Consider the following 13,466-nt stretch of genomic DNA (forward strand, 5'->3'; position numbering starts at 1 on the left):
ATTCCACACCTTTACCTATATTCAGCAAGCATGGTTGCTGATACTCACTCCGCCAAAATGATGTCCATCCTGTTCCGCAAATGTTTTAAGCGTGTCGCCTTCCATTCGGTAGCGCACCCACTCGGGTTGCGGTCTAGCACCAATCGATTGGTAGAACTGAATGGCTGGCTCATTCCAGTCAAGAACACTCCATTCAAATCGGCCACACCCTTTGTTGCGTGCCTCACAGGCCAGGAACTGAAGTAACAACTTGCCAGCGCCAACGCCTCGATGCTCAGGGCTGATGTAGAGGTCTTCAAGATAAAGACCGCTGCGGCCTAACCAGGTGGAATAGCTCAAAAAGTACACCGCGAAGCCGATGGGCTGGTTGCCCCTCATACAGATCAGCGCATGAGCCGGAGCCCCTTCGGTAAACAAAGTGCTCTGAATGTCTTCGACGGTGGCGGTTACTTCCTGCCTTGCCCTTTCATAGTCAGCCAGTTCCGTGATGAAGGTCAGTATCTGTGCGGCATCGTTGGGCTGGGCTGGACGAATATGAAGTTCCACGATGATGTATATCCATGTGAGAAAAGGAGGCTAAATGCTAAATGAGGATTTAAGATGCATGTACTGCAATTTATTCAGTAAAAAGTGAATCCTATGCATTCAGCTCTTCGCCGCCTTGATCTTAATCTCCTGCTTACATTTGACTCTTTATATCGCCATCGAACGGTAACGAGTGCCGCCAAAGAACTGTCGATCAGCCCGTCAGCCTTTAGCCATGCCTTGAACCGCTTGCGCGAGGGGTTGAACGATGCGCTTTTCATCCGACATGGTAATCGCATGCATCCGACTCAACGTGCAGACGTATTAGCGTCGGCTGTGAGCGAAAGTCTGAGGATTCTTTCTGATCAGTTGGGCCAGTGGGAGCCTTTTGACCCGGCTACCAGTCAGCGCACTTTTGTATTCGCCGCGACCGATTACACAGCATTTGCGTTGCTGCCAGAGCTAATTGATACGCTTCAAAAAGTAGCTCCGCATGTAGGTTTGCGAGTGGTTTACTCTGACCGCAAGGTATCGATCGAGGACTTAGCGTGCGGGCGTATCGACTTCGCTCTGGGCTACAGTGAGGAGAAAGATGCGTTACCCGCCGGCGTCGATAGCGAGGATTGGCTGACTGACGATTACATTGTCATTGCTAGCCAGAATCATCCACGCATCAAGGAATGTCCGAATCTATCCGAGTATCTTGCAGAGAGGCATGCGGTCATTACTCCATGGGGGGAAAATCGAGGCGTGGTCGACCATGTTCTGGAGGGTATGGGGTTGAAACGCAGGGTGGTATTGCAGCTTCCAGCGGTGATGATTGCCCCCTTCATCGTTGCCGGTAGCGATTTACTGATGACCATCCCACGCTATGCTGCTGAAACACTCCAGATGGCAGCGGCCATTGCTCTCTATCCTGCGCCTTTTGCCATACCTCCCTATACGCTGAAGCTCTATAGCCATAGCAAGTATGCGCGCACCGACGGGCATGCCTGGATGAGCCAGCAACTGCGATCGTTGTTTGCTAACAAGAATATCTCGCCAAAATCTGATGCCGGTACGTAGTGGGTTGGCTGTGACTGAGGTGTCAGGAAACGTTGTAGGCAGCTTTTCTGGTCTATGGCCGAAGCCTCTGAGATTTTTGATGATTTAGTTTTAATGTAGAGTGGTTTTTCTTGTTGTGTGCCTGCTAGGATTGGGGTGAATTGAACAAGGATGATGATACTGTTATCGCTGTCTGGAGTTGTGATACAAGTGCGTGGGTATACTATTTTTACCTGGCTGATTATAAGTGCAAAAACCCCTTGCAAGGAGGCGATATATGAAAGGTAAAGTGCAGAAGAAACATGTAATTTTAGTCGGTTTTATTGTATTTGCTGTGTTTAGCTTCTTAATGACAAACTGGGATCAGTCACTGTAACTGTGTGAGCGTAGTGATGTAGCGATCTAATGAAACCGGAAATACTTTTAGGCGAGAATGCTCGCCTTATCGAGGTGTCAGATGACCAAACAGCGCCCGTTTCTTTTCTGCTGAATTCAAAAGCCAGGCTGCTGACCTCGTACTAAAGAAAAATTACAGCTTCATCGAAGCCAATCGCTCACTCGGCATTGGCGAGTCGGCTCTGCGCCGTCGGGTTGGCTGAATCGCCCCGGGTTTCGTAGACGTTAGGTGATCGCTATTGGCCGAGGCTGTGTAAAAACGTTTTTCAGTGCGACAGGCACTCAAAACCAGACTGGAAGTCGCGGTTCTACGGAAAATCCACATCAGCAGATGTGCCGATAAATTCCAGATTTGACGTAGAAGCGTACACTTCAATTCTGGCGACACGTTTTTACACGCTCTGGGCCGAAAGCAGACCCTTATACATCACTGTCAGTTTTGGAGTGCCATAAGAAATTATCAGTCAGCAGAACGCTGTAGGAAAAGACAAGAACTCGTACTGTCTTTGATTGGACGGATCGGTCGAGAGCGCTTCAGGATCTGTTTCAATCAAGTCGCACTGGCTGCTTTAATTTTGCTACAGCAACACTAATAGCAATTGTAATATATTGATTTATAAGGATTTTTTAGTTATATGGTTGCGATCCATCATGGGTGCAACAGAAAAGCGCCGAGACAGCGAAGGCCCTGTATTTACTGGCTTTGAAGCAATTTTTTGTACCATTTTGCTCAACGTTTTTGAAGCGGTTTTGGGGGGAAAGGGCGTTTTTTGAAGTCGACTGGTACAAATTACCAATCCAAACAACAACTGTACCAGTTGACTATGGCCACGATCAGAGCTCGAAAACGCACAGACGGCAGCATCAGTTACACGGCACAAATACGCCTGCTCCGTGATGGGGTGCAAATCTACCAACAGAGCCAGACCTTCGCCCGTAAACAGGCCGCTCAAGTATGGGTTGGTAGGCGGGAAGTGGAACTTGATCAACCCGGTGCCATTGAGCGGGCAAACCGTATCGGGCTGCGCGCAACTTCCTTGGGCGATGGAACGGCAAGCTGCTATGCGACGATGTCGCTGGCTACAAAGCCGGTTTCGAGAAAGGCATCACCGAAATTGACTGCATGGTCCACGCCCGTCGCAAGTTTTTCGATCTGCCACGCTATCGGGACGACGGGGCTGTGCCCGTTGACAACAACCAAGTTGAAAGCCAGATCAGGCCGTGGGCACTTGGGCACTCCAACTGGTTGTTCGCCGGATCGCTACGCAGCGGTAAACGGGCGGCAGCAATCATGAGCTTGATCCAGTCTGCATGCATGAATGGGTATGATCCGTATTCGTAATTGAAGGACGTTTTTACTCGTCTGCCAATGCAGTGGGCGAGTGAGATCGCTCGGCTGCTGCCGCATCAGTGGGGCACTGCTAATTTATCGGAGATGGCAAACTCGTTTTAGAGTGGTTGAAAGCGAAATGATAAAAGAGACGGCACGTTACATCTTGATCACAGGCGCGGCAGGTACCGGCACCTCGACCTTAGCGGATGCTTTAGCAAAGGAACTGAGCACAACTCACCTGGAAGCAGATGATTTTTTGTGGCTGCCGAGTAACCCGCCATATCAGCATCTGGCAGACAAAACGCAGCGAGGAGAGCGCTTGCTACAAGAAATGCGCTCTCATGGTCGTGCCGTGGTTGCCGGATCAGTAATGGGCTGGGGTCAACCGCTTGAGAATGAATTTGATCTTGTGGTGTTCCTTTATCTTCCTGTTGAACTCAGGCTGGAGAGATTAAAACGTCGAGAGATAAAACGCTTCGGTCAAGCAAGGCCGGAGTTTTTGGCTTGGGCAGCTCAGTATGATGAGGGAGGCGTCCCTGGACGGAGCTTGGCCAGGCATCAGGAGTGGCTGTCTGTGCTTACTTGTGCTGTCTTAAAGCTTGAGGGGGATATGTCCGTTACAGATCGCGTACGGCAAATACTGGATGCAGTCGACGGGCTGAACCACACACCGCCGGTCATGTGAACGTGTGTTGGCATACGCTTACGAGCGCGGGTGGGTTTGGGTCGATTTGGGAGGCGGCGCAGATCTTTGTGGTCAACGAACTGGAGCCAACTCAATCGTGCATGACGCAGTTGAATGACTGGCTGGGGGAGGAGGTTGTGAAGTTCAAATCGTATGAGATAGCGGTGGATGAAAACCATCCACCGCGAGCAGTAATTTAAGTGCTAACAACCGACTGGGGTAGTTCGACACGCTGTACGGACGAAAATCCTGTGGTCTTTTTGAAGGACATGTTGTTCAGGAAGTTCTTCATCGTGTCCGATGGATCCAGGTGCTCGGTATTAAGACGCTTCAGCGTCTGCCGTGAGAACGCCACACTCAATATCGGGAGGTCCTCTACATGCCCTGTGGCTGTATTCAATATGGAGTCGACTGCTGTGACGACGATCTCGTCTGGCAGGAGTGACAGCAGTTCACGTCCTTTCCGCCATCCGAGTGCTGCGCGCAGGCCTGCAGTCTTTCCTGAAGGTCTATTGATCAACACTGTCCCTTGGGTTACATATTGCTGGGCACCACGTCGCGGATGTGAGTGCTGTATGCCGTACCGAAAGCTGAGGATCGACAGTGCTATTGACTCCCGAAGTTCTGGTTGGCATCGCCATGACCAATCCAGTTAATGTTCAGATTGCGTCGCGCTTGCCTTCTCTGGGGTTGAGCCAATGCATGCTGACAGCTGGCTGTCTGTTTCAGGCTGTCTGGAATTATCAGTTGGATCTGCCACCCGCATCGGGTGTGAAGGACTACGATATTTTCTACTTCGACTCGGATCTGTCCTGGGAGGCAGAGAACGAGGTCATTCTTGAAACCCAGCAGATGTTCAAGGATTTGGGCGTCAAGGTTGATATCAAGAATCAGGCCCGTGTCCATCTGTGGTACGGCGAGCGGTTTGGCAGACCTTGCCCTCGGCTTGAGTCCACCAGGGACGGAGTTGATCGTTACCTTGTTGCAGGGACGTGCATTGGTTTGGATCCTGAGACGGGGGAGGTGTACGCACCTTACGGTTTGGATGATGTCGGGCGGGGCGTGCTACGTCCCAACCCCCAAAATCTCCAGCCGGACTTATTCGTGCACAAGGCAAGAAGTTATCAGGAGCGCTGGCCTTGGCTACGGATACTGGAGTCCAGCTCGCAGGGGGGCGGTTAGTTTGGCTAAGACGACGGGCTGACTTTAAACGCAAGCTTGCTCAGATTTGCTGCCCTGAATAACGCTGCGCTCAGCGTGCTTTAAGTTTAATTGTTGTAGTGCCGGGTACTAGCAGGGTTTGGATATTTGGGTGAGTTAATAGTTGCCATGGGTTGGCACTTTTTATAATTGTTCGCTGCTATATAGGGTGGCGAGTTTTTAATTGTACTTGAAGTTCAAGTATTGGCTTTTGCATGCTGGCGGTAAATGGTATCTGTTGATCGTGGTGTTGTCGTTGCTTGCGTAAAGCTCTCATTAACTTTCATCTTTGCGTTCTCAGGGTTGACGGGTTATTGGCGCCATTAGGCTGGCTGGTTAATAGTGCTCCCTTGCTTTTTGCTTTGTATGGCTTTTCTTTTGTTTTATAATTTTATAAATTGACAATAATGACGCCAGGTCTTGTATCGCTTGGGTTTCTAGCTCCTTACGCGGCAGGCTGAATAATTTCTGGGGCATGGATCCGCCTGATAACAACAAAAAATCATCTGACAGGCCGCTCATGGCTGACTCCTGGGTCCTCCAGGATCATGATCGTTATAAATCGTCTGTATTTTATGTTCTTGGGCAGGTTTCTGTAGCGGGAGGTGAACTAATTTTGCCATGTAGCACTTTGACTTGGTTTCAGGTATCGCCGCTGCAATCTCGCAGGATTCTTCAAGTTTATGGCTAACGTGACCAAGTTACCCCGCGCTTTACGAGAGTCTCCACACGTAGCACATGGAAGGGAATAGAGAGCATGGAACACGGGCATTTTGTGCAGGTTATCGCCGTAACAAGCGGTAAGGGGGGCGTCGGAAAGACAGTTGTAGCTATCAACCTTTCGTTGGCGTTGGCAGAACTTGGCAAGCGGGTTGTGTTACTGGAAGCCGATTTGGGGTTGCCGAATATAGGTGTTCTGCTGGGGCTCTCCCCGCAGTACACGCTTGCCGATCTGATGGAGGGCCGTTGCGAGTTGTCCGATGTGCTGATGCAAGGACCTGGCGGGGTGCTTATTGCCCATGCAGCATCAGGAGCCCAGAGTCCGGCACATTTGTCGCCTGCTCAGTACGCAGGATTGATTCAGGTCTTCAGTGATATAGCGGACACGCTCGATGTGCTGGTTATTGATACCGCTTCCGGTATCGGTGAATCAGTAGTTACTTTCGTCCGGGCGGCCCAGGAGATTTTGCTGGTTGTATGTGATGACCCTGCCTCTATTACTGATGCGTATGCACTCATCAAGCTGCTTAATCGGGAGCACGGAATAAACCGTTTTCGGGTACTGATTAACCTGCAACACAATGCTATTGACGGCCAACGATTGTTCGCTAGGTTGAGGAAAGTTATTGATAGTTTTTTGGATGTAACCTTGCAGTATGTGGGCACAATTCCGTATGACCAGGATATACGCAAGGCCGCGCATCAACACCGCGCGCTCTACCAAAAATTTCCTGCTTCCAAAAGTGCAAAAGAATTCAGGGCTATTGCTAAAAATATGAGTACCTGGCCGATGCCGGGTAGTCCAAGGGGGCATGTTGAGTTCTTCGTAGAGGCGCTGGTTAATAATTCCAGAAGGTGACTCTGCTGTTTTCGGCAGGCGGGAGGAGGGCACGCCTCCTGTTCCTGGTAACAAGGATAATTGTGCTTGCGCATTCTTAATGCGTTTGCAATCACCCTTAATATTGGGAGCGCTCTGTATCGTAACTACCCTTCAATTTTACTCACCTGTTTGTGTCCGGTACTTTTCTTCCTCAAGAGAGCAGGCCCTCTACTCTTGATACCTGCTCATGAAGACAGGAGGCAATCCGCTAGGCCAGGGAGCCCCACATTTGCACCAGGCCGAACAGATGTACCAGCCCATACACCAGACAGACCGCCGAACTGATCGCGATAAAGCGCATGCTGCGCCCGGTGCCGGGCAGCGTGAAAGGGCCTAACAGGCCGCGCAGCAGGTAAATCAGGGTGATTGCGCACAATGCCGGGCGCAGCAGGGGCAGGGGTTCGATCACTCCAGCACCGGACAGTGCGTAGACTGCCCATGCGCCAAGCACCAGGGTAATCCCCATCGTAACCACTGCAGGAAACCAGCGACCGTTCTGGGCCGCACGCACAAAGCGATCGCCCGCCCCAAACAAGTGATACCAGGAAGGCCCGCCAATGATTACTCCGATATGCATCAGGGCAGCCAACAGACTGAGCCCGGCCCCGATCATCAGTGCCATATTGTATTCGTTAGCCATTTCATCGCTCCTTGATGTTCGCCAGTAATGGCGCCAAAGATATCATTTGCGCTGGGCGGTATCACTGGACCCTGCCAACAGGGTTTCGAAAAATCCGGGGGAGCCGGATACACCGCCAAACGCGCAATGCTATTCACTCAAGCGAGCGGTACTGCTGTGGGAGCGAGCCTGCTCGCGAAGGTCGTAAACAATAGTGCGTGTTTACTGGCTAATCGCGACGCCTCGAGATCTTCGCGAGCAGGCTCGCTCCCACAGAGCCCACAGAGCCCACAGAGCCCACAGAGCCCACACGGACCTTACGTGAGCAGCATTGCGCCAAACGCGAGTTTTTCGAGCAATTGGATGAGTTCTTCTAGTCTGATTTTCGGCAGCTTATCTGCACATCAACACTCAGGCTGTTGGCTGAAAAATGGAATTCAAGGCCGGATAAACCCCGGCCAGAAGCGCCTGTCTGCCCGGGATCATCACTAAGTAGCTGTTTTTGAATAAATTTATTTAAAAAGTGCTTCCCCAATCCAAAGAGTGTTGGTATATTTGCGCCCGTTCTTGCAGCGAACCCTTACAGGCTCGCAGCGAATGGCAACATTTGCAGGCTGCAAGCATCAGTAAAAGAGTGCCAGGCACTCATCGCTACAGATACAGGGGCGTCGCCAAGCGGTAAGGCAGCAGGTTTTGATCCTGCCATGCGTTGGTTCAAATCCAGCCGCCCCTGCCATTTTTCAGATCTTGTCCAACACGGACCAGAATCTTCAAGTTCAGCGTCAACGCCGTCCGGCCTGACGCATCATCGCCAGTAACCCACTCCTTTGCTATATCGCCAACAGTCTTTCTGCGTGCCATGCCGGCTTCAGCAGCATGGCCGCATTTTGGCCGGATCAGTCCTGCTCGGTCATCGGGGTTTTGGGATGGGTGGCGGCAAAGTGTTTTTCGTACGCGCGACATACCCGCAGCACTTGATCATCGGCAAACCGCGCACCGACCACTTGCAAACCCACCGGCAAACCGTTTTGGGCGAGGCCGCAAGGGACTGAAGCCGCCGGTTGCTGGGTCAGGTTGAAGGGGTAGCTGAAGGGCGTCCAGTGCATCCACTCGGTGAGTCCCGAATCAGGCGGCACGTTGTGCCCGGCGGCAAACGCGGTGATGGGCAGCATCGGCGAGACCAGTACATCGTAGCGTTGATGGAATGCCGCCATCTGTGCGACCAAAGCCGCTCGCGCTTCAAGGGCCGCGCTGTATTCGCTTAAGGTGATGCGTTCACCCAGCGCGGCAATACGTTGCAGGCCCGGGTCGAGCAGGTCGCGCTGTGCGCTGTCGAGTTGCCCGGCCAAGCGTGCGGCACCGGCAAACCACAAAGTGTTGAAGGTGTCGAGCGGGTCGCTGAACCCCGGATCAATCTGCTCCACCTGGGCACCCAGTTCCACCAGCCTTGCAACGGCGCGCGCGACCACGCTGGCAACTTGCGGATCGACTTTCACATGCCCGAAATCCGGGCTATAGGCGATACGCATGCCTTTGAGGCTGTCACCCTCAGGCAGCCACGGGGTGCTGCGCGGTGCGCCGATCAGACCGTCGCGAGGGTCCGGTTGGGCCACGGTTTGCAGCATCAGCACCGCATCTTCCACGGTGCGGGTCATCGGCCCCAGATGGGAGAGGATGGTCATCGAGCTGGCAGGCCACTGTGGCACATAGCCGAAGGTCGGTTTGATCCCGAAGGTGCCGGTAAAGGCGCAAGGGATACGGATCGAACCGCCCGCGTCGCTGCCCTGGTGCAACACCCCCAGGTTGAGTGACGCCGCCGCCGCCGCACCGCCCGAAGAACCACCCGCTGTCAGGCGGGTGTCCCACGGGTTGCGGGTGATGCCGTAAAGCGGGTTGTCGGTGACACCTTTCCAGCCAAATTCCGGGGTGGTGGTCTTTCCCAGCAGCACGGCTCCGGCCTGGCGCATAAAGCCTGTAAAGGGTGCGTCCACCTCCCAGGGGCCCAGCGCCGAGGTGGTGCGCGAACCTTTGCGCGTGGGCATGCCACGGGTCAGGGTCAGGTCCTTGATTGATGCTGGCACGCCATCCAGCGCACCGCAGGGCTGCCCTTTCAACCAGCGCTGTTCGGATGCCTTGGCAGCCTGGAGTGCGCCTTCGTGAGCCACGTGGCAGTAAGCGTTGACCGCCGGGTTGTAGCGTTCGATACGCAACAAGGCGTCTTCGGTAACTTCCACCGGCGACAGGCTTTTGTCGCGAAAGCGGTTCAGCAGCTCAACCGCGTTCATTTGCCCGATATCCGTCGTGCTCATCGTGCGACTCCTGATTGTGCCGCATTGACCATGGCGCGCAGCAGGACTGCGCAGCCGTCGGCCAGATCCTGAGGCGCGGCGTTTTCGATTTCGTTATGGCTGATCCCGCCTTCGCAGGGTACGAAGATCATTCCCGCCGGGCCCAGTTCGGCGACAAAGATCGCGTCGTGGCCTGCGCCGCTGACAATCTCCATATGGCTCAGTCCCAGTTGTTGCGCACCCTGGCGTACGGCTTCGATACAGGCGGGGTTGAAGTCCAGCGGCGGAAAATCTGCAGTTGGCGTCAGTTCGAAACTCAGACCGTGCTTGGCGCTGGCGACTTCGATGGCTTCGCGCACTTCATCCACCATGGCCTGCAACCGGTCGGCATGCAGATGACGCAGGTCGATGGTCATGTGCACTTGCCCCGGAATCACGTTACGTGAACCCGGATGCAGGGTCAGGCAACCAACCGTACCGCATGCGTGGGGCTGATGTTGATGGGCAATACGGTTGACAGCGCTGACCACATGCGCAGCGCCCACCAGCGCATCCTTGCGCAAATGCATCGGCGTGGGGCCTGCGTGAGCTTCGACGCCGGTCAGTGTCAGGTCGAACCATTTTTGGCCCAGGCAACCCATTACGATGCCCAGGGTGATGTTGCGATCCTCCAGCACCGGGCCTTGCTCGATATGCGCCTCAAAATAGGCCCCCACCGGATGCCCGAGCACAGCCCGGGTGCCGGCATAGCCTATGCGCTGTAATTCGGCCCCCACTGACAGTCCTTGCTCGTCCTGTTTATTCAGGGTTTCGTCGAGGTCGAACTTGCCGGCGAAGACCCCGGAACCCATCATGCACGGCGGGAATCGTGAGCCTTCTTCGTTGGTCCACACCACTACTTCGATGGGGGCCTCGGTGGTCAGGTTGAGATCATTCAGGGTGCGGATCACTTCTAGTCCGGCCATTACTCCGTAGCAACCGTCGAACTTGCCGCCCGTAGGCTGGGTGTCGATATGGCTGCCGGTCATTACCGGTGCCAGGTGCGGTTGACGCCCGGCGCGGCGGGCAAAAATATTACCGATGGCATCCACCGTGACGTTGCACCCGGCTTCCTCACACCATTGCACAAACAGATCGCGGGCCTGACGGTCGAGGTCGGTCAGGGCCAGGCGGCAGACACCGCCCTTGGCCGTGGCGCCGAGTTGCGCCAGATCCATCAGCGATTGCCACAGGCGATCGCGATTGATCAGGGGCGCATTGCTGTTGAAAAGCTCGGATAACAGGATTGGACTGCTCATGGACACGGATCTCCCTTCAGGCGCTCAGGGCCAGGTAACGGTTCTTGATGGCCGGGTTGGCGCGAAAATCAGCGGCGCTGCCTTCGTACACCACGCGGCCTTGCTCCAGTACGTAATGACGGTCGGCCAGCTTGTCGCAGACCATCAGGTTCTGCTCCACCAGCAGCACCGGCAGGCCGTCGTCCTTGATCTTGCGCAGGATTTTCACCAGCTCGTCGACGATCACCGGGGCCAGGCCTTCGGTAGGCTCATCGAGGATCAGCAGCTTGGGGTCATTGATCAGCGCCCGGGCGATGGCGAGCATTTGCTGTTCACCGCCGGACAACGCATGACCGGCATTTTTGCGCCGCTCCTTGAGGCGCGGGAACATGCTGTAGACATCCTCCAACTGCCAGCGGCTGCTTTTGCGTTGGGCAATGCGCAGGTTTTCCTCGACGCTGAGCAGGCGGAAGATGCCGCGATGCTCAGGCACCAGCGCCAACCCTTCGCGGGCGATTTCGAAAATCTTGCGCCCGACCATGTCCTGGCCGTTGAAGCGGATTTGCCCCTGACGCGGGCAGATAATCCCCAGAATGCTGCGCAACGTAGTGGTCTTGCCCGCACCGTTGCGGCCTAGCAACGTCACCAGTTCTCCAGGGTTGACCTGCAGCGAGACGCCTTCGAGGACGTGGCTTTTGTCGTAGTAGGAATGGATGTTTTCGACGGTCAGCATCAGGCGGCTTCTCCCAGGTAGGCGACACGTACGCGCTCATCGGCACGCACGAACTCGGGTGTGCCCTCGACCAGAATCTGGCCGTGGCTCATGACGGTGATGCGTTGGCTGATGGACATGACGATGCTCATGTTGTGTTCGATTAGCAGCACCGTGTGATCGCGCCCCAGATCGCTGATCAGCTGGGTCATGATCGGAATATCGTCAATGCCCATGCCGGAGGTGGGCTCGTCGAGCATCAGCAGCCGGGGTTTGGAGCAGATCGACATGCCCACCTCCAGCACCCGTTGCTGCCCGTGGGACAACTCACCGGCCAGGGTGTCGGCGCGGCGGGTTAGTTGCAGGCGCTCAAGCACCTGATCGGCCATTTCCAGATGCTCGCGACGACTGTCGACCCGGCGCCAGAAGTTCAACGCTGCCAGGCCATCGCGGCCCTGTGCGGCCAGGCGCAGGTTTTCCCGCACGCTGAGGTTTTGAAACAGGCTGGTCAGCTGGAACGAGCGGGCCATGCCCAGGCCAACGCGGCCGTGGGACGGTTTTTTGATGATGTTCTTGCCATCAAACATGATCGCGCCGCCGGTGGCCTGACGCTCGCCGGTCAGGCAGTGGAACAGGCTGGTTTTGCCTGCGCCATTGGGGCCGATCACGGTATGGATAGTGCCTTGCTCGACCTTCAGGCTGACGCCGTTGACCGCATGAAACGCACCATAGGCCAGCTCCAGGTTTTCGGTTTGCAGCAGATATTCAGGCGCGTTCATGGCAGCTCCTCCTGAGTGGGCAGGCTGGGTTTGCGCTGGCCCTTGATACGCTCGTACAAGCTTGAAAAACCGCCCCACAAGCCGCCGCGCATAAACACCACCACCAGAATCAGGATGACCCCCAGCAGCATCAGCCAGCGTGGCCATAGATCAGACAGGAACTCGCCCAGCAGCACGATGGAGCCCGCACCCAGCAAGGAACCGAACAACGAGCCGGTGCCGCCGACAATGGTCATGATCAGAATGTTTTCCGACATCGCCAGGTCGATATTGGACAGTGGTACAAAATGCAGGAGCATGGCGTACAGCGCCCCGGCGATCCCGGTGACGGCGCCCGAGAGCATAAACACCAGAATTTTGAAGTGCCGGGTGTCGTAGCCGATGGCGGCGGCGCGGGTTTCGTTTTCGCGGATTGCCATCAGCGTACTGCCAAAGGGCGAAGCGATAACGCGGCGGGCGCCGATGAAAATCAGCAGGAACAGCACCGCGACAAAAGCATAAAAGTAACGTGCGTCACTCAGGGACATCAGCACGGTATCGCCGATGCGGATTTCGGGCCGTGGCACGTTGAGCAGGCCGTTGTCGCCACCGGTCCAGTCGCTCAGGGTGTAGGTCAGAAAGTACGCCATCTGGCTGAAGGCCAGGGTCAGCATCACGAAGTAGATACCGGTACGGCGAATCGCCAGAGCGCCCACCAGAAACGCCAGGAAGCCGCCAGCCAGTGCTGCGCCCAACAAGGCACTGAACAGCCCCAGTTGCAGATGGATCATCAGCAATGCCGCGCAGTAGGCTCCGGCACCAAAGAAGATCCCTTGGCCGAACGACAACAGTCCGGTGTAGCCCAGCAGCAGGTTGCAGGCCAGGGCCGCCATGGCGAAGATCAGAATTTCGGTAGCCAGGGTCGCCGATGGCAACACCAATGGCAGGCCGATCAATACCGCAACCACCAACAGCAGCATGGAGCGCGACTGGGTTTTGGCGAAGGGCAGGGGGTTTTTCTCGCTCATG

At 55.1% G+C, this 13,466-nt stretch carries 12 protein-coding genes, 1 tRNA gene and 3 pseudogenes; 8 read left to right on the forward strand and 8 right to left on the reverse strand.

The window, feature by feature from the left end; translation table 11 throughout:
* Positions 1-21: 21 nt before the first annotated feature.
* Entirely contained in the window at positions 22-546 is a 525-nt protein-coding gene (locus tag U5A05_RS11030) for a GNAT family N-acetyltransferase (RefSeq protein WP_321836381.1), read from the reverse strand.
* A 93-nt stretch (positions 547-639) separates the two neighbouring features.
* On the opposite strand from U5A05_RS11030, the gene U5A05_RS11035 reads away from it, so the two are divergent.
* From U5A05_RS11035 to U5A05_RS11060, 6 genes and pseudogenes are all read left to right on the forward strand, one after another.
* Positions 640-1,590, forward strand: coding sequence for a LysR family transcriptional regulator (locus U5A05_RS11035; protein ID WP_321836382.1), 951 nt, complete (start codon positions 640-642; stop codon positions 1,588-1,590).
* A gap of 436 nt (positions 1,591-2,026) precedes the next feature.
* Positions 2,027-2,162, forward strand: a pseudogene (locus tag U5A05_RS11040) (transposase); the annotation flags it as partial.
* Positions 2,163-2,789: 627 nt separating this feature from the next.
* Positions 2,790-2,990, forward strand: a pseudogene (locus U5A05_RS11045) (site-specific integrase); the annotation flags it as partial.
* Positions 2,990-3,418: pseudogene (locus tag U5A05_RS11050) on the forward strand (IS66 family transposase); the annotation flags it as partial. The pseudogenes U5A05_RS11045 and U5A05_RS11050, both read left to right, overlap by 1 nt.
* Position 3,419: 1 nt before the next feature.
* Positions 3,420-3,983 (forward strand): AAA family ATPase, encoded by a 564-nt coding sequence (locus U5A05_RS11055; protein WP_321836383.1) that lies wholly within the window; start codon positions 3,420-3,422, stop codon positions 3,981-3,983.
* Between the two features lie 603 nt (positions 3,984-4,586).
* Entirely contained in the window at positions 4,587-5,165 is a 579-nt protein-coding gene (locus U5A05_RS11060) for a nucleotidyltransferase family protein (protein ID WP_321836384.1), read from the forward strand.
* Between the two features lie 354 nt (positions 5,166-5,519).
* Here the strand turns inward: U5A05_RS11060 and U5A05_RS11065 are convergent, their stop codons facing one another.
* Positions 5,520-5,705: a hypothetical protein gene (locus U5A05_RS11065; RefSeq protein ID WP_261742106.1), complete on the reverse strand. Its 186-nt coding sequence runs from the start codon at positions 5,703-5,705 to the stop codon at positions 5,520-5,522.
* Between the two features lie 235 nt (positions 5,706-5,940).
* Between U5A05_RS11065 and U5A05_RS11070 the strand changes: the two genes are divergently transcribed.
* A complete protein-coding gene (locus U5A05_RS11070) occupies positions 5,941-6,762 on the forward strand; it encodes a MinD/ParA family protein (RefSeq protein WP_261742107.1) in 822 nt (273 codons plus the stop codon).
* A 229-nt stretch (positions 6,763-6,991) separates the two neighbouring features.
* On the opposite strand, the gene U5A05_RS11075 is transcribed toward U5A05_RS11070, so the two are convergent.
* Positions 6,992-7,423, reverse strand: a complete 432-nt coding sequence (locus tag U5A05_RS11075) for a hypothetical protein (protein ID WP_321836385.1) — start codon at positions 7,421-7,423, stop codon at positions 6,992-6,994.
* Positions 7,424-8,063: 640 nt separating this feature from the next.
* Here U5A05_RS11075 and U5A05_RS11080 point away from each other — a divergent pair.
* A tRNA-Gln gene (locus U5A05_RS11080) sits at positions 8,064-8,138 on the forward strand.
* A gap of 160 nt (positions 8,139-8,298) precedes the next feature.
* Here the strand turns inward: U5A05_RS11080 and U5A05_RS11085 are convergent.
* Genes U5A05_RS11085 through U5A05_RS11105 form a run of 5 tightly spaced genes read right to left on the reverse strand, consistent with a single transcriptional unit; the run spans position 8,299 to position 13,465 of the window.
* Positions 8,299-9,711 (reverse strand): amidase, encoded by a 1,413-nt coding sequence (locus tag U5A05_RS11085; RefSeq protein ID WP_321836386.1) that lies wholly within the window; start codon positions 9,709-9,711, stop codon positions 8,299-8,301.
* Positions 9,708-10,988: a Zn-dependent hydrolase gene (locus U5A05_RS11090; RefSeq protein ID WP_321836387.1), complete on the reverse strand. Its 1,281-nt coding sequence runs from the start codon at positions 10,986-10,988 to the stop codon at positions 9,708-9,710. The genes U5A05_RS11085 and U5A05_RS11090 overlap by 4 nt, the downstream gene beginning before the upstream one ends.
* 16 nt (positions 10,989-11,004) lie before the next feature.
* Positions 11,005-11,700 (reverse strand): ABC transporter ATP-binding protein, encoded by a 696-nt coding sequence (locus U5A05_RS11095; protein ID WP_261742110.1) that lies wholly within the window; start codon positions 11,698-11,700, stop codon positions 11,005-11,007.
* Positions 11,700-12,458: an ABC transporter ATP-binding protein gene (locus U5A05_RS11100; RefSeq protein ID WP_261742111.1), complete on the reverse strand. Its 759-nt coding sequence runs from the start codon at positions 12,456-12,458 to the stop codon at positions 11,700-11,702. Before U5A05_RS11100 ends, U5A05_RS11095 begins: the two co-directional genes overlap by 1 nt.
* Positions 12,455-13,465 (reverse strand): branched-chain amino acid ABC transporter permease, encoded by a 1,011-nt coding sequence (locus tag U5A05_RS11105; RefSeq protein ID WP_261742112.1) that lies wholly within the window; start codon positions 13,463-13,465, stop codon positions 12,455-12,457. The genes U5A05_RS11100 and U5A05_RS11105 overlap by 4 nt, the downstream gene beginning before the upstream one ends.
* Position 13,466 lies beyond the last annotated feature (1 nt).

It is taken from the genome of Pseudomonas kulmbachensis (genome assembly GCF_963681935.1).
Taxonomy (GTDB): domain Bacteria; phylum Pseudomonadota; class Gammaproteobacteria; order Pseudomonadales; family Pseudomonadaceae; genus Aquipseudomonas; species Aquipseudomonas kulmbachensis.